This window comes from Sphingobacterium sp. NPDC055431 (assembly GCF_053644255.1).
In genome coordinates, this window is record NZ_JBSHLH010000016.1 from 88,506 (window position 1) to 108,193 (window position 19,688).

Sequence of the window (19,688 nt, forward strand, 5' to 3'; positions counted from 1 at the left end):
ATATTTTCAAATAATTCGTTTCCCCTCCTGTTAAATCAGATGTAAAATATTTACATTTGACTATAATTATTACCAAATCATTATGAAATCTATGTTGTTAGGCCTCTGCATGGTATGTGTATGCCTATTGGGGAAAGCTCAAGACAATCCTTTACCAAAATTGGACTTGGCATTATTCTCTACTGACCACAAGCAGAACGATACTTCTGCACATGCAATTGTATTATTTGAACATGGAAGAACTGAACTGGAGTACAGCGAAAGCGACCAAGCCTTGATGGTGGTCCACAACGTGCATGTTCGGATCAAGATCTTGGACAAAGAGGGTGCTAGTTCAGCCAATATCAATATCCCACTCTATAAGTATGGGTCTGATATGGAATATGTGCGGGACCTCAAAGGTAGAACCCATAATTTTGAAAACGGCAAACTCGTAACAGATGACCTGAAGAAAGAAGCCATCTTCACCGATAAAGCCTCCCAATATAGACATGAATTAAAATTCACCCTTCCCAATATTAAAGACAACTCCATTATTGAATATTCTTACAGACTATCATCTCCAGGTGTAAGAACCTTCAGGACTTGGTACTTCCAATCGGATCTGCCAAAGCTGCATAGTGAATATGTTGCAGTTATTCCCGCGACATTTGTCTATAACACTAACTTGAAAGGCTATTTGCCGTTATCGGACCAGAAATCTACGGTTTTGAACAAGCATTTCCTTTTGGGTGGTGATAGACAGGATTGTTCGAAAATGACCTATATCATGAAGGATGTTCCAGCTTTCAAGGAAGAAGATTATATGTTGGCTCCTATCAACTATATTTCGTCGATCAACTATGAGCTCAGGACTTACCTCGACCCAACTGGACCACATACCAATTATGCAAAAAACTGGTCCGATATCGACCAAGACCTGATGTTGGAAAAAGAATTTGGTGGACAGATTAAAAATAAAGGGGCTTTTAAGGATATAATGCCTGGGATATTGGCAAGCAAAGAAAACAAATTAGACAAGGCTAAGGCCATTTACTATTATATCCAGAAAAACATTACGTTCAATAATGTCTTGGGAAAATTTGCTGAACAAGGAATAAAAAAAGCCTTAGAAACTAAAAAAGGCAATATTGCTGATATTAACCTCGGCTTGGTAGCGGGATTGAATGCTGCTGATATTGAGGCTTACCCTGTCATAATCTCTACCCGTAACAATGGTATCCCAAACTTTCTGTTCCCTGCGATGACGGATTTCAACGCAGTTATCTGCATGGCTAAGATTGATGGAAAGGATTACCTTTTGGATGCCTCTGAAAAGTTCCTTCCGTTCGGTGAACTGCCCATGAGCTCCATCAATGACCGCGGTAGGGTTATATTTTCGAGAAGCAATTCGGATTGGGTTCCGTTAAAGAATGAAATATCCTCGAGGAAACAGTATAATATTCTTGGAAAATTGGACAGTACGGGCAAGATTACAGGAACTATCCGTATCCAGTACTCAGGATTGGACGCTCTTTATAAGAGAAATGAGATAGACAGTTATAATAGCTTTGAAGAATATGAGGAAAAACAGATGGAAAAAGTTACCTCCCTAAGGCTATTGAGCTCCAAAGTGGAAAATATTGATGACATGGAAAAACCTCTTGTTGAACAGTTGGAATTTGAAATGGACCTAAGGGAAAACTTTAGACCTGATGCGATCCTCTTGAATCCGATAATCTACGAGAGAATGAGCAAAAACCCGTTCAAACTGGAGGAAAGAAATTACCACGTGGATTTTGGCGCGCCAAGAAGCGAGACTTACAATATCAATATCAGCATTCCAACTGGTTATACCATTTCAAACAAACCTAAGGATTCTGCCATGTCCTTACCGGAAAGCACAGCTAAATACACCTTCAGGTCCTTGTATGACAACAACATTTTGATGTTGCAGCAAACAACCATGCTGAACAAGGCCATTTTCACTCCCGAGGAATATTTTCACCTGAAAGAATTCTTCTCTAGGATCATCCAACAACAAATGACTGATTTTCAATTCAAGAAGATATGATCAGAAAAATAGGATTTATACTTACTTTCCTCCTGTTGAGCCAATATGATTCATTTGGCCAATACGAGGTTTCCAACATACCGAAGGAATTGCTGAGCCGTGCGTCGGCAACAGTCCGTGAGGAACATACCACTTACGATATCAAGAGTCCTAGTGAGATGATAGAAACAGGACGACGCGTGATTACAATCCATAACAGCGCTGGAGAAGACTACAACAGTATCACGATGTCTTATGACAAGTCCAAACAGATCAAGAACATCAAGGTAGAGGTCCTAGATTCGGATGGCAAGACTGTAAAGAAATATTCCATGAAGGATTTTAAGGACTATAGCGCTTCTGACGAGGGAACCATGTTCACTAACACCAGAATAAAGCACTTATCCCCTTCACTGCCTTCTTTTCCCTATACAGTAGCAACAGAGTATGAGGTCCGTCATAACCAAACACTGGCCATCAATTCTTGGCGCCCTGACTTTGCTGTTGACATCTCCGTTCAAAAGAGCAGTTATGAGATCTTGGCGGATCCCAACTATACCTTGAGGATCTTGAAAAAGAACCTCAAAAAAGAGGGCAAAGAAACCATGAAAGGGAAACAGAAATCTTACTATTGGGACATCGAGAATATCAATGCGGTTCGTTCCGAACCCTATAGCCCAAATAGACATGAGACTGGCATGCGCGTTTTTGTAGTTCCTGAATCTTTTGAATACTACAAACATGCCGGAAAAGCCAATGACTGGAAATCTTATGGAGACTGGCTGAACAGCGCCTTGCTAAAGGACAAAAGAGACTTGCCTGCAGCAACCGCAGCAAAGGTTAAGGAGATCTGCAAGGACCTAAAGACCGATCAGGAAAAAGCCAAGGCTCTCTACGAATATCTACAGAAAAAGACAAGGTATATTTCCGTTCAGGTTGGTATAGGTGGACAGGAACCTTTTCCCGCATCTGATGTAGACCGCTTAGGCTATGGCGACTGTAAGGCTTTGGTAAACTATATGCAATCATTATTGGATGTAGTCAATATCCCCTCCTACTATTGCATCGTGGAAGCGGGCAATCGAAAGATGAATATCGAACCTGAATTTGCAAACCTCATCGATGGAAACCATGTAATCCTTTGTTTGCCGTTTCAAAATGATACCACCTGGCTGGAATGCACGAACCAAGATCTTCCATTTGGCTACCTAGGCGATTTTACCGATGACAGGCTGGTATTGGCCATGACCGAAAATGGTGGTAAGATCTTAAGGACTGACAGCTATCCCTATGATGAGAGCCTACAACATAGAAAAAGTATCTTTAAGCTGAATACCGATGGAAAGATAAGCGGAATGATCAAAACTGAATTTTCAGGCTTCCAGTTTGAAAATCACTTCCCTAACGTAAAGAAGATCAAGGATGAGCAGATCAAATCGCTAGCTAGGCAATATGACATCAACCGTATCCAATTCAAGGACATTAAGTATAGTATTAACAACAACGGCAAGCTTTCGCTTACTGAGGACCTAAATATTGAAGCTGAGAACTTTGCTATCAAGAACAATGACAACGTCACGGTATTTCCGAACTTCCTGAACCGTAGCGCTTCGATCCCTGACATTCGAAACAGGATGAACGTCGTTCGGATCTCAAGGGGCTATACCGATATCGACGAGACAGAAATCGAATTACCGGAGAATCTTTCCAACAATATTATCCCGATCAACAAAAAGTTAGAAGTCCCCATGGGTACTTATGAGTTTCGTGTGGATATCAAGGACGGCAAGATGATATGCTATAGAAAGCTGCAACTCCGTGAAGGTGAATACCCTGTATCGAGCTATGCGGATTTCAGCAAGTTCATGTTGGATGTATCCATCACGGACGGCACAAAATATAATTTAGCATTGAAATAGGAAATATCGGAAATTCCAGTATATTTGCTGCGCTAAGGGGGATTAGCTCAGCTGGCTAGAGCGCTTGCCTGGCAGGCAAGAGGCCACCGGTTCGAATCCGGTATTCTCCACAATATAACGCAAGAGGCAGGATCAAGCATGATCCTGCCTCTTGCGTTAAACATAAGACAATAGACACAAGACAGCAGACCTTTCCATTCGCGATCTTAGAACACTACTTCATTAAGCTATATCTAATAAAAAAAATAGACAAAGAAAAAACAATAGAACTTTCTTAGTGGCCATGCCCAGTCTGATGTCTGATGTCTAAAACAAGAAAAGGTCTATTTGGAATTCCAAACAGACCTTTTCTTGTTTTTTAAACTAACCTTAGTTGTTTTCTTCTACTGGAAGAACTGAAACGTAAGATTTGTTGTTTGCTTTTTTACGGAAAACTACTGTACCGTCGATTAAAGCGTATAAGGTATGATCTTTACCGATACCAACGTTAGCATCAGGATTGTGCTGAGTACCACGTTGACGTACGATGATGTTACCAGCGATAGCTTGTTGACCACCGAAAATTTTGATACCTAATCTCTTACTGTGTGACTCACGGCCGTTCTTGGAACTACCCGCACCTTTTTTGTGTGCCATTTCTTTATTCTAATTTATGACTTGCGTCAGATTAAAAATTCGATTATAAACTGATACCAGTGATCTGGATTTTAGTGAAGTGTTGACGGTGACCGTTTTTCTTTTTGTAGCCTTTACGACGTTTTTTCTTGAAAACGATAACTTTTTCACCCTTCAAATGTGACAAAATAGTAGCTGAAACTTTAGCACCTGAGATACTTGGCGTACCTACAGTAAACTTACCACCGTCTTCTGCTAACAATACATTGTCAAATTCAATACTAGCGCCCTCGTCTCCTTGTAAACGGTGTACAAAAAGGTACTGGTCTTTTGCAACCTTAAATTGCTGTCCTGCTATATTTACTATTGCGTACATTGTTATTTATTAAAATTGTTAATATTTAATGAGTCGCAAAGATAGAATATATTTTTCATTTCAACAAAACTATTTCATCTATTTTAATACTGTTTTGTTAACATACCTCAAGCAACCTATTCCTCTGGTTTCAGTAGATCCAAGGTCTGCTTTATTTGCTTCAAATAACGTCCATACATCTTTTGGATCACCCAACGGAACAGAAAAGTTCCTCCAACAATTATGGTGCCCATACTCCCAAAATAAATCAGCTTGCCTGTGAACCCAAATGTAAGCGCTCTACCGATTGCATCTTTACTGCCCTGATCCATTTCCAAGGTCGCGGTCATCAACCCTATTGATAGACCGAAAGCCAAACTCATGACAAATCCCACAAAGAAAAAGGTATGATAAAATTCAATGAAATACCGCAGTTCATAGTAAAACCACATCAGGTTATCCCGGCTATCATAGCTCAGGTTATAGGAATGTTTATAAAACTTGAAAAATTTGAAACAGAAGAAAAACATCAGACTGAAGAACAGGAATGCAAAGCTGACTATTGTAAAAAAGACGACCGGTTGAATATCAACCTTCAGACCTACATAACTGAGCCCGACAATTGCCAATACCCCTAACACGAGCAGCCCGTAAAAATCCAGCCTCATATTTGCGCGCACCTTATCAATGGCATTATTCGCATGTTCGACGGACAGTTGAACTTCTTTCAAATCTTTCCCTTCTCCTTCCTCTTCCCATGCCTTCTTTAAATCGTCAAAATTCATATCCTTGTTTTTTAATGATTTCCTGTAATTTATCTTTGGTCCTATTCAGCTTCACCCGTGCATTTCCCTCTGAGATCCCCAACTGTCCCCCAATTTCGCGATGGGAAAACCCTTCCAAGAAAAGAAAGATCAAGGCCTTTTCCACTTCATTGAGCTCTTTGACCGCTCTATAGAAATAAGTTAAGCGCTCTTCTTTCACTGAATGATCAGAATGATCCACAACATCAAGATCCTCGATCAGACTTTCCGTCTTTGGGGACTTTTTGTCCTTCTTCACAAAGACCAATGCCGTATTTAAGGCCACACGGTACATCCATGTAGAAAATTTGCTCTGTCCTTTAAAGTTTTCATAGGATTTCCATAGCTGATACAGCATTTCCTGATAGAGGTCCTCCCTATCAAATTCATCGTCCATATAAATCTTTGAGAGTTTATATAGGATGCCTTTGTGCTGTTCAATAACTAATAAAAATTCCTTTTCTTTAATTTTCAAAGCCAATAGTTTACCAATTCCATAAGTTAGTATAGATTATGGCAATACGTTACAGAAAAAATAAAAAAATTGGGAAAGGTTAGGTTAGATGACCTTGATTTCACCTTTAATAGGCACCTGTTGTTTCCAACGGCCTTTCAAGGTGCTCAGATATCCGGTTTGTTTGTTCTTGATCTTAAAAGTAAATTCGCATTCACGGTTTATCACTGTAACTTCAGCATATACCGTTTTCATGGAATTCGCAGGTACAATGATATCTACAGGTTGAGTTGCATTTGCCATATAAGGGGTAGATTGTACTCCTCTGACATATTTGACCTTTTCGTCCCAGACCTTCGCACCTTGATGCTCCAATGCGATCATACTGATCAAACTATCAGGTGCTGGAGTCCAATCGAAAACACTGAAAAAATTCGCGCTGAATTCTGAAACAACATTCACACTCTTATAATACTCCTTAATAGGAGTTTTAATGGTCATGGGATTGCTTGCTTTGTTATCAATGATAGTACTGTTCAGCTTAAGAACAGTTACCTTACGTGCATCAGTCTTTTCGGTAATGATCTTATCAACCAATTCATAGTCGCCACCTCTCTCTTGGATGATCTCAATTTCCTTGGTAGACTCTTGGTCCTTAATTCCAATCAACAACCTTCTCGGTTCTGCGCTGAAGTTTTCGGTCATGGAAATAAATAACTTTCTAGGGTCATTTCCTTTTTTCTCCAAAGTAATGAAACCTTGTGAATTTTCCACGCGACCTACCCCTCCTAATCGCATGATTTGCAAACGGGAATCTAATAGATATTTAGTTGGATTAATATTCCTGACATGAACCACCTCCCAGTTGTCGGAGGCCATAGGAACTTCTTTATCAACAAAACCGGTATTGGTCTGGATATTAGCCTTTTCCTCCTTTACGAGTGGCTTCTGGAAATCTGGTGCTTTCTCGCAAGATGAAAGACACAAAACAGACATCAATAATAGTGTGCTTAAAAAGCGAAACGGGGTCTTCACTGGCGAAAATTGTTATAATATATCGCCAAATTTATTAAATAGTATAATATGTTGTAGACAAATAGCTATAAAAATAAAAAAAATACCGAAAATAAATACTACATATTGATTTTGGCATGATAAAACACCTTTTTATCGATCAAATTATAGTCCTCATCATAAACTGGCTCATAGACAACGACATAAACTGGTCTCACCATATCTTCCATCTTGAAGGATTCACTGAACTCAGCCAGATAAAAAGCATTTACAGTGCGTTCTGCCAGCCATTCCTGCGGGGTTCCATAAGGGTCCTTATCAAAACGATGGTCATCGATAGCTGTAAAGTACCAATAACTTGGCGCTTCATCCGAAATCGTGGTCGTCAGGTCTTCATTGAATCGACCTTCAGCCATGCCCGTATTCTCAAACCACATGACTTCCATATCGGCCTCTCCTATTGCAGAACGGTAAATATCTTCATCTTGGGTAATCCCAATACAAAAACCATCTGTATTCCTCACATGAAAAACCAACTTGAAAGGTTTTCTCTGGATATTGAACACCCCATCCTTGGCAGTCAATGTTTGATAATCCTGCTTGATCTTGATATTTACAGACTCTTGAGCCTGTAAGCTCAAATAGCTCAAGGAAAATAGACAAAGAAGGATCAGCTTGATGTTTTTCATAGTGCAAATAAACAGAAATCCCCCAGAACAATAAATAACTGTTTTGGGGGATTTTTATTCCGTCCCTACAGACCTTATCCTACGATCTCTTGGATCTCGTTCATTATTTTTTGAGCGATTGCCTCGGCAGCTTCAGCCGTTGGGCCTTCCGAATAGATACGAATGATAGGCTCGGTATTGGATTTACGAAGGTGAACCCACTCATTCGGGAAATCTATCTTCAGTCCATCAATTGTAGAATGTTGTTCGTGGGCATATTTTGCTTGCATTTTCGCCAACAGATTATCGATATCCAAATCAGGAGTAAGCGTAATCTTATTTTTTGACATATAGTACTGCGGAAGCTCAGCACGGTATTCCGTAACCTTCTTACCCAATTTTGCTAAATGCGTCAAGAACAATGCAACCCCAACCAATGAATCACGACCATAGTGAGATGCCGGATAGATCACACCACCATTACCCTCGCCACCGATTACCGCATCTACTTCCTTCATCTTGGTCACCACATTCACTTCACCTACTGCAGCTGCAAAATATTGTCCTCCATGTTTCTCCGTAACATCTCTCAATGCACGGGTAGATGAAAGGTTAGAGACTGTATTTCCTTTTTTCTGTCCCAAGATAAAATCTGATACTGCCACCAGGGTATATTCTTCACCGAAAAGCTCACCGTTTTCCATCATGAAAACCAAGCGGTCCACATCAGGGTCAACAGCAATACCCAGATCAGCCTTGTTGTCAAGCACAGCTTGGGAAAGATCAGTTAAATGCTCTTTCAAAGGTTCAGGGTTATGCGGGAATTGCCCATTAGGCTCACAGTGAATCTTATAAACCGTCTCCACACCTAAAGCTTTCAACAGCTCAGGGATAAAGGTACCTCCTGTACTGTTCACTGCATCAACTGCAACTTTAAAGTTGGCTTTTTTGATCGCTTCCACATCCACGAATTCCAACGCCAATACATCTTCTATATGTTTCTGTAAAAACGAATCGTCTTTAGTAACAGAACCCAACTGGTCTACCTCAGCAAAATCAAAATTCAGGCTCTCTCCCAACTCCAAAACCTCTTTACCTTTGGCATCATCAATAAATTCACCCTTCTCGTTCAACAGTTTCAGTGCATTCCATTGTCCAGGGTTATGGGAAGCCGTTAGGATAATCCCACCAGCAGCCTTTAACTTAGGCACTGCAATCTCAACGGTTGGTGTAGTTGACAAGCCTAGGTCGATTACATTAACCCCAATACTCTGCAAGGTCCCAATCACTAGATTAGAAACCATCTCCCCAGAGATACGGGCATCTCGGCCTACGACAATAGTCTTGTTCTCTGCATTTTCTGTAATGATCTTTCCGTAAGCAGCAGTAAATTTCACAATATCAACAGGTGTTAGGTTATCTCCAGGTCTTCCGCCTATTGTTCCCCTAATTCCTGAAATAGATTTTATTAAAGCCATAAGTATAAATGTTATTAATGCTCGTAAAAATAACGGAATAAAATAATTATTAATGTTTTTTATTCTTTTTTTCCTTCTTATGCATATCTTTGTTGCAACTTAGTTTCGTTTACTATAATAAGTAAGGTATTACATCTTATTTTTTTAGATTTGGTTTAATTAATGAAAATTGACCATTCTACAACAAAAATATGTTAGAGAAAATAATCCATTTCGATCAAGATTTATTTCTATTAATCAACCAGGGCTTGAGCAACATTGTTTTCGACTGGTTACTGCCTATCTTACGTAATCCTTACACTTGGTCCCCACTTTATTTATTTTTAATCATCTTTTTCATCAAACATTACGGCAAGACCGGAATTTTGATCGTTGCCTGTACATTGGCAACTTTTGGGATTTCAGATGGTGCCTCTTCGCATTTGATCAAAAAATCGGTTAAACGAGTTAGGCCCTGTAATGATGTAGTATTCAAAAACCAGGTTAATTTGCGCGCTCGCTGTGGTTCTGGGTTTAGCTTCACCTCTTCCCATGCCACAAACCACTTCGCGATGGCGTTCTTCTGGATTGTATTATTTCGTCGCAAATGGAAACATACCTTATGGCTATGTATCCTTTGGGCGGCTTCCATATCCTTTTCTCAGATCTATGTCGGAGTTCACTACCCCTTGGATATCCTCTGCGGGGCCATCCTGGGGACACTCATAGGTTTAGGGACTGGCTATTTATTCAAAAGGTTTTATCCTCAGTTTTTTGAACCCAAACCCATTCCAACAACAACAGCTGCATGAGTAGTTTCTTGATCGTATCCATCCTATTTTTCTCCGCATTACTAAGTGGTATTGCTGTATTTTTTGTCAAAAGAGACAATACCCAGTTATTGAAACTGGTCCTTTCCTTCAGTGGTGCATATTTATTTGCCATAACCGTATTGCACTTGATACCTGAAGTGTACCACAGCAATCAGACTCCTGGGGAAATCATTGGACTGTATATCTTAGGGGGATTCCTGTTTCAGTTAGTTCTGGAGCATTTTTCACAGGGTATTGAGCACGGTCATATCCACCATAGCAACGATGGGCATAACCATCAGGCATTTCCCATTGCTATCCTGATCAGTCTATGTCTGCATGCCTTCCTAGAGGGATTCCCCTTGGCTTCAGGACACCGAAATGAACTGGTCTTTGGTATCGCTATCCACCATATCCCAGCTGCCTTCGCATTGGGAAGCTTATTGATCGGAACAAGGCTAAAGAAAGCCACCATCATCGTATTTATTGCCATCTTTGCAGCTATGACCCCACTGGGATTCGTAACGAGCAAAGGGATCAGTGCTGGTGAAATCGGAAACATAGCACAGTATTTCGACAAGATTATGGCAGTTGTGATCGGTATTTTCTTGCACATCTCGACCACTATCCTTTTCGAATCAGGATCGGCAGATCATCATACCTTCAACAAGAAAAAGATGTTGGCAGTGTTATTAGGTGTTTTGGTTTCCATGGCCAACTTCTTATTTGAAGGTCATGACCACTCTCATCATAACCATGGTACTACAGATCAAACTGAAGAATCCCACGATCATGATCATCATGACCATGACCATTCAGATCATGAACATTAGTTAGTACTCGACCTCATTCATCAGGCCTCTGAACTTATCCAATAATTCACTGAGCTTAAAGCAATCTTCGGCTGTAATGTTTTCTGGAAGTACATCATCCAGCATCATGTCAGTCTCGATTTCTTCTAGCAGCTCCAAGCCTTTGTCGGTGATCAATAGATCGACTGCGCGCTTGTCTACGCTGTTCTTTTCCCTAGAAACTAGGCCCTTACTTACGATGCGATCAACTAACCTACTGATATCAGGCGTTTTGGTTAGCAACCTCTCCTTCAACAAATTGTTGGTAACAGGATTGGGATACTGACCGCGTAAGACGCGCAACACGTTAAACTGTTGCAAGGTGATTTGTTTGGCATTCGCTCTCTTCTCCAGCATCACGTTCAACCAGTTGTTTGTGTAAATAATATTGATCGTAGCGCGATGCCAAGGACTTGCGAATTGCTTTACTTTAACCAATTCTTCGATCTTCGGCATATTTAATAATACATTAGTGTGACTTAATTCGCAATTTAAAAGATTTTAATTATTTATCTTTGCTATTGTTGATTTTTATTCAAAAAACATAAAAAATTGTCGTCGAATGCCGCAAAAAATTAGCCTTGATAAATTAAAAATCGGAGACCTTGCCAAGATTAATACCATACAGTCCACAGAAATTCCTGCAAAATTCTATGAATTAGGCTTTTACCCTGGTTCCATTGTTGAAATAAAACATAAAGCTCCGCTTAGTGGACCTATCTGTGTCAACGTCATTGAAAACAATGCCCTTATCGCCATCCGTAAATCCGAAGCCAAACTTATCACTGCAGAATTAATCTAATGAAAGACCCGAATATTGTCCTTCTGGGAAACCCCAATGTTGGTAAAACCTCTCTGTTCAATAGACTTACTAAACTTAACCAAAAGGTTGGTAACTATCCAGGGATTACCGTAGAAAAACGAGAAGGAACTTTAAAAGCAAATAGCAAGACTTATCATATCATTGACCTCCCTGGTACCTATACCCTATTTCCTAACTCTTTGGATGAAGAAATTGTTTTCAAAATCCTAAGCCAGCGAGAAAATAAACTCAGTCCTGACCTTACCGTGGTGGTGGCAGAACCCTCAACACTAAAAAGAGGGATCATCCTGTACCAACAAGCGCGTGAACTGGGACTTCCAGCCATCTTCGTAATCAATATGATCGATGAAGTGGAAAGTAAGGGTGTAACCATCGACTTCCATAAATTGGAAGCCTATCTGAAAACCAAAATCTATCAAACGAATGCCCGTACCGGTAAAGGATTGGAAAAACTGATCAGTTCCCTGGATGAAAAACCATCCTTCTACCAAGGCACCTTCCAGATTCCGGAAAAATACAGCAAGGCACTCAACGAAGCCAAGAAACTTTTCCCTTTAGCAACAGAATATCTTACTTGGCAATATCTAGCTCAGGAAAACGTAAGTTACCTACCGGTAGACCAACAAGAAGAATTGGCAGCAATCCGTGCTAAACACCAATTGGATCCGCACGAGATGCAGAAGACAGAGTCGCTTTTCAGACAGGACCAAATCAGCCTGGAACTCGATAAGATCTTGATCAAATCCAAAAACCAAACCTTGGATACTACATCCAAGATTGACAGGATCTTATTGCACCCTGTACTTGGCTATATTATCTTTTTTGGTCTATTGTTGTTGATTTTCCAGGCCATATTCAGTTGGTCCGGACCGTTAATGGACTGGATTGACGGCAGCTTCGGAGATCTAACGGCCTACCTATCCACCGTCCTTCCAGAGGGTCCATTATCTTCCCTGTTTATTGAAGGGATCGTAGCTGGTATTGGTGGTATCGTAATTTTTCTCCCACAGATTGTCATTCTATTCCTTTTCCTTTCCTTAATGGAAGAATCAGGCTATATGAGCCGTGTCGTATTCATTATGGACCGTTGGTTAAGACCATTCGGGCTGAACGGTAAATCGGTCATTCCATTAATGTCTGGAGCGGCATGTGCCATTCCGGCCGTTATGTCTGCCCGTAATATCGAAAACCCCAAAGAAAGGCTGTTGACCATCTTGGTAACTCCATTTATGACCTGTTCGGCACGTCTACCGATCTATATCGTTATCATCGGGCTGATCATTCCTGAGACTACCTATTTGGGCTTTAACGTGCAGGGAATCACCCTATTCTTCATGTATATCTTAGGGATTGTTGGCGCATTAGGTTCTGCATGGATCTTGAACAAAGTGATCAAGAGCGTACGTTCTTCCTTCCTGATCTTTGAATTACCGACATACAAACTTCCAGATTGGAAAAATGTCCTAACCAATGTATGGGATAAGGCCTCTGGTTTCTTAATTGAAGCAGGTAAGATCATCTTGATGATTTCCATCGTCTTATGGGTATTCGGAAACTTCGGACCGAACCAAAAATTCTACAATGCGGAAGAAATCGTGCAACAGAACAACCCTAACCTTTCAGGTGCTGAGCTGGAACAAGAAATTGGTTCATATAAATTGGAACACTCTTTCTTAGGTTACATCGGAATGGGAATCGAACCGATCGTAAGACCGTTAGGCTATGACTGGAAGATGGGAATCGGTCTGATTTCATCCTTCGCGGCACGCGAGGTCTTTGTCGGAACGATGGCCGTAGTGTACAGCATGGGACCCGATGTAGACATCGAAGATGAAGCCCAAAAGGGTTCCCTATTGACCCGAATGCGTTCGGAGATCAATAGCAACACCGGAAAACCTGCATACAATTTTGCATCAGGAATTTCGTTATTATTATTTTACGCATTTGCAATGCAATGTATGGCAACCATTGGTGTAGTTCGTAAAGAAACAGGTTCATGGAAATGGACCATGATCCAAACGTTGTTCATGACTGGCTTAGCCTATGTTGCGGCGCTGATTGCCTATCAAATCTTAAAGTAATGAGCATAATTATACAATACATCATCATCTTTATCCTTTTCATCTACGCATTGTACGTGATCTTTAAACCCTTTTTCAGCAAGAAAAAAGGAAACTCAGGATGTAGCAAAGGTTGTTGTACGGTAGAAGTAAAGCCAAAAAGCTAATAAAAAATCTTAAATAAAATAGAAAGGCATCCCGAAAAAGGATGCCTTTTTTCTTTGGCGAGAGAGCCTTCCCTGTTTGTAGGGACGAATTGCTTTCGCCCGCCCATGTATTTGAACCAGGATGTTAAGGATGAGAGGATGGAACAAGATCATGGAATGAACCAAGATAAATGGGATAAGAGGATGGACTAAGATCATAATTAATATCTAGCTGTAAAGGAATTACGCTAGGTTGGGATGAATTGCGTTAGCCCGTTGTATCTAGGATAAGAACCCCCAGAGGGGGTGAAATGTTTTTCAATAGTTCTTGTTAAAGAAAACAGTTCGTTCGCTGTGCTCACGATGACAGCTATTCTAAAAAAACAAAAAATAGATTCTTCGTTTCACTCTGAATCCCTCTTTAGCGCATTTTGATTCTGAACGATCAGTGAGGAATCTGTACGGTTTTCCTCCCACCGACCCTGTCATCCTTGACCGAAGGTCAAGGAACTGTACGCCAATGCATTTTTTATTAAAGGTTGGTTTGCTGCATTCCGAGACCCTTCCTGCATCAGGGTGACTGTGTGGGGTTAACCTTCGGTTAAAGGGACTATACGCCAATACAATCAAGATGTTTTTAATCTTGAAGGTTTTCTTTTTTAAAGACTTTTAGGATACACCATCCATATTCAAGTTGGAATTCTGAGAACCCCCAGAGGGGGTGAAATGTTTTTCAATAGTTCATGTTAAAGAAAGAAAACAGTTCGTTCACTGTGCTCACGATGACAGCTATCCAAAAAAAACAAAAAATAGATTCTTCGTTTCACTCTGAATCCCTCTTTAGCGCATTTTGATTCTGAACGATCAGTGAGGAATCTGTACGGTTTTCCTCCCACCGACCTTGTCATCCTTGACCAAAGGTCAAGGAACTGTACGCCAATGCATTTTTTATTAAAGGTTGGTTTGCTGCATTCCGAGACCCTTCCTGCGTCAGGGTGACTGTGTGGGGTTAACCTTCGGTTAAAGGGACTATACGCCAATAAAATCCAGATGTTTTTAATCTTGAAGGTTTTCTTTTTTTAAAGACTTTTAGGATACACCATCCATATTCAAGTTGGAATTCTGAGAACCCCCAGAGGGGGTGAAATGTTTTTCAATAGTTCATGTTAAAGAAAGAAAACAGTTCGTTCACTGTGCTCACGATGACAGCTATCCTAAAAAAACAAAAAATAGATTCTTCGTTTCACTCTGAATCCCTCTTTAGCGCATTTTGATTCTGAACGATCAGTGAGGAATCTGTACGGTTTTCCTCCCACCGACCCTGTCATCCTTGACCGAAGGTCAAGGAACTGTACGCCAATGCATTTTTTATTAAAGGTTGGTTTGCTGCATTCCGAGACCCTTCCTGCATCAGGGTGACTGTGTGGGGTTAACCAAAATTTAAGGAACTGTCCAGCAATCCTAATTTTATTCTAGCTTAGGTTCCAATTCCTCCCCACCCTAAAAAACCCACATCCGCCCTAATCCTACTTAACATAAAAAAAATTATTTTCCATAATATTCCGATTAAAACACTCTTTATTTTATTTGATGCACAAAAATTAAAATGAAAAATTTATCTTGTGCCTTTTATCGGTCCTCAGGCCGATGGAGAATATTAACTAGGAACATAATCAGGAATTAACCTTCTTCAGAGTGCAAGAAAACAACGAAAAAGAACTAAAAAGAGGCCTTAGCAATAGACATATTCAGTTAATTGCCTTAGGTGGAGCCATCGGTACAGGTTTATTTTTAGGGGTTGGACAGGCAGCAATTTTAGCCGGCCCTTCTGTTATATTGGGATATGCCATCGCAGGGCTTGTCGCCTTCTTCATCATGCGGCAACTGGGTGAAATGGTCGTTGAAGAACCGATCTCGGGCAGCTTTAGCTCCTTTGCCAATAAATATTGGGGACCCTTTGCAGGCTATGCTTCCGGCTGGAACTATTGGCTACTGTACATCTTGGTCAGTATGGCCGAATTGACAGCAATCGGAAAATATGTACAGTTCTGGTGGCCTGAGATACCGCTCTGGGCTTCTTCCCTATTCTTCTTTTTGGTCATCAATGTCATCAATCTCGCATCCGTAAAGGTATATGGAGAAACCGAATTCTGGTTTTCCATCATCAAGGTCGTGGCTATCATCGCGATGATCATCTTCGGGATCTATCTCTTAGTTTCGGGGAATGGAGGCGAAAGAGCAACCGTAGCCAATCTCTATAATGATGGCGGATTCTTCCCCCATGGCTGGCTCAACGGCAATGGTGATATAGGATATTCGGGATTACTCGCCGCGCTCGTCATAATCATGTTCTCCTTCGGAGGACTGGAATTGGTGGGGATCACTGCTGCAGAAGCTGAAAACCCAGAGAAAAATATCCCTAAAGCGACCAATCAAGTTTTATGGAGAATCTTGGTATTCTATGTGGGAGCCTTATTCATCCTATTTTCCCTAATGCCTTGGCGAACCATTACTGCCGACACAAGTCCTTTCGTTGAAGTATTTGCAACCTTAAAAGGCTTCCAATTTGAACTGTTCGGCAAGACATTCTTCTTTACGAGCATCATTGCAAATGCCCTGAACATCATCGTTCTTACTGCTGCCCTATCTGTTTACAACAGCTGTGTGTATAGTAATTCAAGAATGCTTTATGGCTTGGCGGAACAGGGAAATGCACCTAAGTTCCTTAAGAAATTAAATTCAAACCATTCACCTGTAAATGCGATCCTGGTATCTGCTGGAATTGTAGCCATTACGGTTTTGATCAATAAAGTAATCCCAAAAGAGGCATTAGGAATCCTGATGTCCCTAGTGGTATCCGCTTTGATCATCAACTGGATCATGATTACACTGACCCACATGTTTTTCAGGAAACAGAAGGATAAACAAGGGATCAAGACTAAATTCCCGACCATTCTGTACCCGATCAGCAACTATTTCAGCTTATTGTTCTTATTGGGCGTATTGTTGATGATGTGGTTTACCGGATTAAAGATCTCTGTGGAGCTTATCCCTATCTGGGTCTTGCTTCTATGGATCAGTTATATCTTGGTAAAACGGAACAAAGAAAAACAGCTAAAAAATAAGGATATCTAAATCCAATAAAATGAAGCAGTACAAATTACATATCGCATTTTTGCTCCTTGCACTGCTTCATTTATATGCCGTTTATGCCAACCTTCCCAATCTGAGGTTCTTTACAAAACCACTGATCTGCCTCTCCCTAATCTTTATCCTCTATAAGGAAACCGGCTTAAAAAAGAACATTGAAAAGTTGACCGCGGTAGGTCTATTTTTTGGCTGTCTGGGCGATATATTCTTGATGTTGCATGACATGTTTGTGGCTGGTTTGGCCTCTTTCCTGATCGGACACATCCTCTATGTCATAGCCTTTAGCAAACAGACGAATGCCAAGGCCCTGAGCAAACATAAAAGCTATATTCTCATCGCCGGAATATTGGCCAGCTATTCCTATTATCTCTATGGCATTCTCCAGCCTAGTTTAGGACCATTAAAGGTTCCAGTGATCCTATACATTCTCGTCATTGCAGCTATGGCCTTTTTTGCCTATACCAGGAGGTATCAGACCAATTCCTTAAGTTTTATCATCTCTTTGGTCGGCGCCCTTTTATTTATCTTTTCAGATTCTATTTTAGCAATTAATAAGTTTGTGGCCTACCTGGCCAATTCTGGTCTATACATTATGTCCAGCTATATCCTCGCCCAATATTTTATTGCCCTCGGAATCATATTAGACAAAAAAACCAGGCCGTAAATAATTACAGCCCGGCATTAATACAAGTTGATATGATATGATTTAAACTATGTCAGTAATTCTTCTTGTGCCTTTTTTCCATAACTTTCATTATGCACATTGGCAACCGCCCTACCCGAAGGATCGTTTAGGTTCTGGAAGGAAGCATCCCAAGCCAATGCTTCAGGTGTACTGCATGCAACAGACTTCACTGAAGGAACTGTTTTCGCGGCAGCATCCGAAGGGAAATGTGTTTCAAAGATACTTCTGTACAGATACTCCTCCTTGTTCTTTGGCGTATTGATCGGAAACCGATGCGCCGCTGCTTCGAATTCTGTATCTGAAACTTTTTCTTCCGCTTGCGCCTTTAAGGTATCGATCCAAGAATATCCTACCCCATCCGAGAATTGCTCCTTTTGTCTCCAAGCAATCGACTCCGGCAAATAATCTTCAAAGGCCTTCCTGACCACCCACTTTTCCATTCTGCCATCCCTGATCATCTTATCTTCAGGGTTGATGCTCATGGCAATATCCATAAACTCCTTGTCCAAAAACGGAACCCTTCCTTCGACTCCCCAAGCAGCTAATGATTTATTCGCCCTCAAGCAATCATATAGATAGAGCTTTTTCAGCTTTCTCACAGTTTCCTCATGGAATTCTTTTGCATTTGGGGCTTTATGGAAATACAGATAACCACCAAATAATTCATCCGACCCTTCTCCTGAAAGCACCATCTTTATTCCCATTGATTTGATTACCCTAGCCAATAGATACATAGGCGTTGAAGCACGGATGGTCGTTACATCATAGGTCTCCAGATGGTAGATCACATCCCTGATTGCATCAAGACCCTCCTGTATGGTAAAGTTTACCTCATGATGGATGGTACCAATATGATCTGCAGCCTTTTGAGCGGCAATTAGATCCGGGGAACCCTGAAGGCCTACCGCAAATGAATGCAACTGTGGGTACCAAGCTTCTTCCTCATCATTGCTCTCAATCCTTCTGGAAGCAAACTTTTTGGTTATGGCAGCGATGACCGAGGAATCTAATCCACCAGACAGCAATACGCCATATGGAACATCGGACATCAATTGATGATGGACCGCATCTTCCAAACCTTTTCTCAATTTGGCGATATCCGTTTCATTGTCCTGTACAGTCTCGTAAGACTCCCAATCCCTTTTATACCAACGCTTAGGCTCCAAACCTTCTTTACTATATAAATAATGCCCCGGAGGAAACTGTTCGATCTCTGTACAGAAACCTTCCAAGGATTTTAGTTCTGATGCGACAAACAACTGTCCGTACTGATCTTTCCCATAGTATAGCGGGATAATACCCATGTGGTCCCTAGCAATAAAGAATGAATCTTCGCGAGAATCATATAGGGCAAATCCAAAGATCCCGTTAAGTTCCTCAACAAAAGCAGGTCCTTTTTCCAAGTAAAGAGCCAAAACAACCTCGGAATCGGACAAAGTCGAGAATTGATAATTTGGCAGAGAATTTCGTAACTCCTTATGATTGTAGATTTCACCATTTACAGCAAGGACTACCTGTCCATCAGGACTGTATAAAGGTTGACTTCCGGATTTAGGGTCAACAATGGCCAAACGCTCATGAGCTAACAATGCTTTCGCTGAGCTATAGATCCCCGACCAATCTGGTCCTCTATGACGAATTCTTTTCGACATTTCCAAGACCTGCGGCCTTAAGGACTCTAGGGGTTGTTTCAATTCAAATGCTCCGACAATTCCGCACATACGATTGTTGTTTTGTTAATTATTTTCTTGTTTTCATGAATTAATGAAACAAAGTAAAGTATTAAAAAACAATTTTCATAATCTTTTTTAATTTTTATTGAATATTTAATAAATATTTTAAAG

The 19,688-nt window shown here is 40.7% G+C and carries 18 protein-coding genes and 1 tRNA gene; 10 read left to right on the plus strand and 9 right to left on the minus strand.

Features of this window, described 5'->3' with window-relative positions; genetic code table 11:
- Nucleotides 1-82: 82 nt before the first annotated feature.
- From ACWIB3_RS14170 to ACWIB3_RS14180, 3 genes are all read left to right on the plus strand, one after another.
- Nucleotides 83-2,053, plus strand: coding sequence for a DUF3857 and transglutaminase domain-containing protein (locus tag ACWIB3_RS14170; RefSeq protein ID WP_454291925.1), 1,971 nt, complete (start codon nucleotides 83-85; stop codon nucleotides 2,051-2,053).
- Nucleotides 2,050-3,951, plus strand: coding sequence for a DUF3857 domain-containing protein (locus ACWIB3_RS14175; RefSeq protein WP_454291926.1), 1,902 nt, complete (start codon nucleotides 2,050-2,052; stop codon nucleotides 3,949-3,951). The genes ACWIB3_RS14170 and ACWIB3_RS14175 overlap by 4 nt, the downstream gene beginning before the upstream one ends.
- Nucleotides 3,952-3,987: 36 nt before the next feature.
- A tRNA-Ala gene (locus tag ACWIB3_RS14180) sits at nucleotides 3,988-4,061 on the plus strand.
- A 259-nt stretch (nucleotides 4,062-4,320) separates the two neighbouring features.
- Here ACWIB3_RS14180 and rpmA read toward each other — a convergent pair.
- The 7 genes from rpmA to glmM form a co-directional block, all read right to left on the minus strand.
- Nucleotides 4,321-4,587 (minus strand): 50S ribosomal protein L27, encoded by a 267-nt coding sequence (gene rpmA / locus ACWIB3_RS14185; RefSeq protein WP_094256038.1) that lies wholly within the window; start codon nucleotides 4,585-4,587, stop codon nucleotides 4,321-4,323.
- Between the two features lie 43 nt (nucleotides 4,588-4,630).
- A complete protein-coding gene (gene rplU / locus ACWIB3_RS14190) occupies nucleotides 4,631-4,942 on the minus strand; it encodes a 50S ribosomal protein L21 (protein WP_099367640.1) in 312 nt (103 codons plus the stop codon).
- 116 nt (nucleotides 4,943-5,058) lie between these two features.
- A complete protein-coding gene (locus ACWIB3_RS14195) occupies nucleotides 5,059-5,706 on the minus strand; it encodes a hypothetical protein (protein ID WP_185214201.1) in 648 nt (215 codons plus the stop codon).
- Nucleotides 5,696-6,199, minus strand: a complete 504-nt coding sequence (locus tag ACWIB3_RS14200) for an RNA polymerase sigma factor (RefSeq protein WP_185214200.1) — start codon at nucleotides 6,197-6,199, stop codon at nucleotides 5,696-5,698. Before ACWIB3_RS14200 ends, ACWIB3_RS14195 begins: the two co-directional genes overlap by 11 nt.
- 84 nt (nucleotides 6,200-6,283) lie before the next feature.
- Nucleotides 6,284-7,174 (minus strand): hypothetical protein, encoded by an 891-nt coding sequence (locus ACWIB3_RS14205; protein ID WP_185214199.1) that lies wholly within the window; start codon nucleotides 7,172-7,174, stop codon nucleotides 6,284-6,286.
- A 137-nt stretch (nucleotides 7,175-7,311) separates the two neighbouring features.
- Nucleotides 7,312-7,881 carry a hypothetical protein gene (locus tag ACWIB3_RS14210; protein ID WP_454291927.1) on the minus strand — a complete coding sequence of 190 codons (570 nt, stop codon included), beginning with the start codon at nucleotides 7,879-7,881 and terminating at the stop codon, nucleotides 7,312-7,314.
- Nucleotides 7,882-7,955: 74 nt separating this feature from the next.
- Nucleotides 7,956-9,338, minus strand: a complete 1,383-nt coding sequence (gene glmM, locus ACWIB3_RS14215; RefSeq protein WP_313261250.1) for a phosphoglucosamine mutase — start codon at nucleotides 9,336-9,338, stop codon at nucleotides 7,956-7,958.
- Nucleotides 9,339-9,529: 191 nt separating this feature from the next.
- Here glmM and ACWIB3_RS14220 point away from each other — a divergent pair, with 191 nt between their 5' ends.
- Entirely contained in the window at nucleotides 9,530-10,129 is a 600-nt protein-coding gene (locus tag ACWIB3_RS14220; RefSeq protein WP_185217560.1) for a phosphatase PAP2 family protein, read from the plus strand.
- On the plus strand, nucleotides 10,126-10,962 hold the full coding sequence (locus ACWIB3_RS14225; RefSeq protein ID WP_185214196.1) for a ZIP family metal transporter: 837 nt from the start codon (nucleotides 10,126-10,128) through the stop codon (nucleotides 10,960-10,962). Before ACWIB3_RS14220 ends, ACWIB3_RS14225 begins: the two co-directional genes overlap by 4 nt.
- On the opposite strand, the gene ACWIB3_RS14230 is transcribed toward ACWIB3_RS14225, so the two are convergent.
- The gene (locus ACWIB3_RS14230) at nucleotides 10,963-11,436 is read right to left on the minus strand and encodes a MarR family winged helix-turn-helix transcriptional regulator (protein WP_185214195.1); all 474 of its coding nucleotides are present in this window, start codon (nucleotides 11,434-11,436) and stop codon (nucleotides 10,963-10,965) included.
- Nucleotides 11,437-11,542: 106 nt separating this feature from the next.
- On the opposite strand from ACWIB3_RS14230, the gene ACWIB3_RS14235 reads away from it, so the two are divergent.
- From ACWIB3_RS14235 to ACWIB3_RS14255, 5 genes are all read left to right on the plus strand, one after another.
- Entirely contained in the window at nucleotides 11,543-11,782 is a 240-nt protein-coding gene (locus ACWIB3_RS14235) for a FeoA family protein (protein WP_185214194.1), read from the plus strand.
- Nucleotides 11,782-13,884, plus strand: coding sequence for a ferrous iron transport protein B (gene feoB, locus ACWIB3_RS14240; RefSeq protein ID WP_313261248.1), 2,103 nt, complete (start codon nucleotides 11,782-11,784; stop codon nucleotides 13,882-13,884). Before ACWIB3_RS14235 ends, feoB begins: the two co-directional genes overlap by 1 nt.
- Nucleotides 13,884-14,030, plus strand: coding sequence for a FeoB-associated Cys-rich membrane protein (locus ACWIB3_RS14245; RefSeq protein ID WP_185214192.1), 147 nt, complete (start codon nucleotides 13,884-13,886; stop codon nucleotides 14,028-14,030). Before feoB ends, ACWIB3_RS14245 begins: the two co-directional genes overlap by 1 nt.
- A gap of 1,674 nt (nucleotides 14,031-15,704) precedes the next feature.
- Complete coding sequence (locus ACWIB3_RS14250) at nucleotides 15,705-17,144, plus strand: amino acid permease (RefSeq protein ID WP_185214191.1); 1,440 nt, start codon at nucleotides 15,705-15,707, stop codon at nucleotides 17,142-17,144.
- 10 nt (nucleotides 17,145-17,154) lie between these two features.
- The gene (locus ACWIB3_RS14255) at nucleotides 17,155-17,823 is read left to right on the plus strand and encodes a lysoplasmalogenase (RefSeq protein ID WP_454291928.1); all 669 of its coding nucleotides are present in this window, start codon (nucleotides 17,155-17,157) and stop codon (nucleotides 17,821-17,823) included.
- A 47-nt stretch (nucleotides 17,824-17,870) separates the two neighbouring features.
- Here ACWIB3_RS14255 and asnB read toward each other — a convergent pair whose 3' ends face one another.
- Nucleotides 17,871-19,565, minus strand: a complete 1,695-nt coding sequence (gene asnB / locus ACWIB3_RS14260; protein ID WP_185214189.1) for an asparagine synthase B — start codon at nucleotides 19,563-19,565, stop codon at nucleotides 17,871-17,873.
- Nucleotides 19,566-19,688 lie beyond the last annotated feature (123 nt).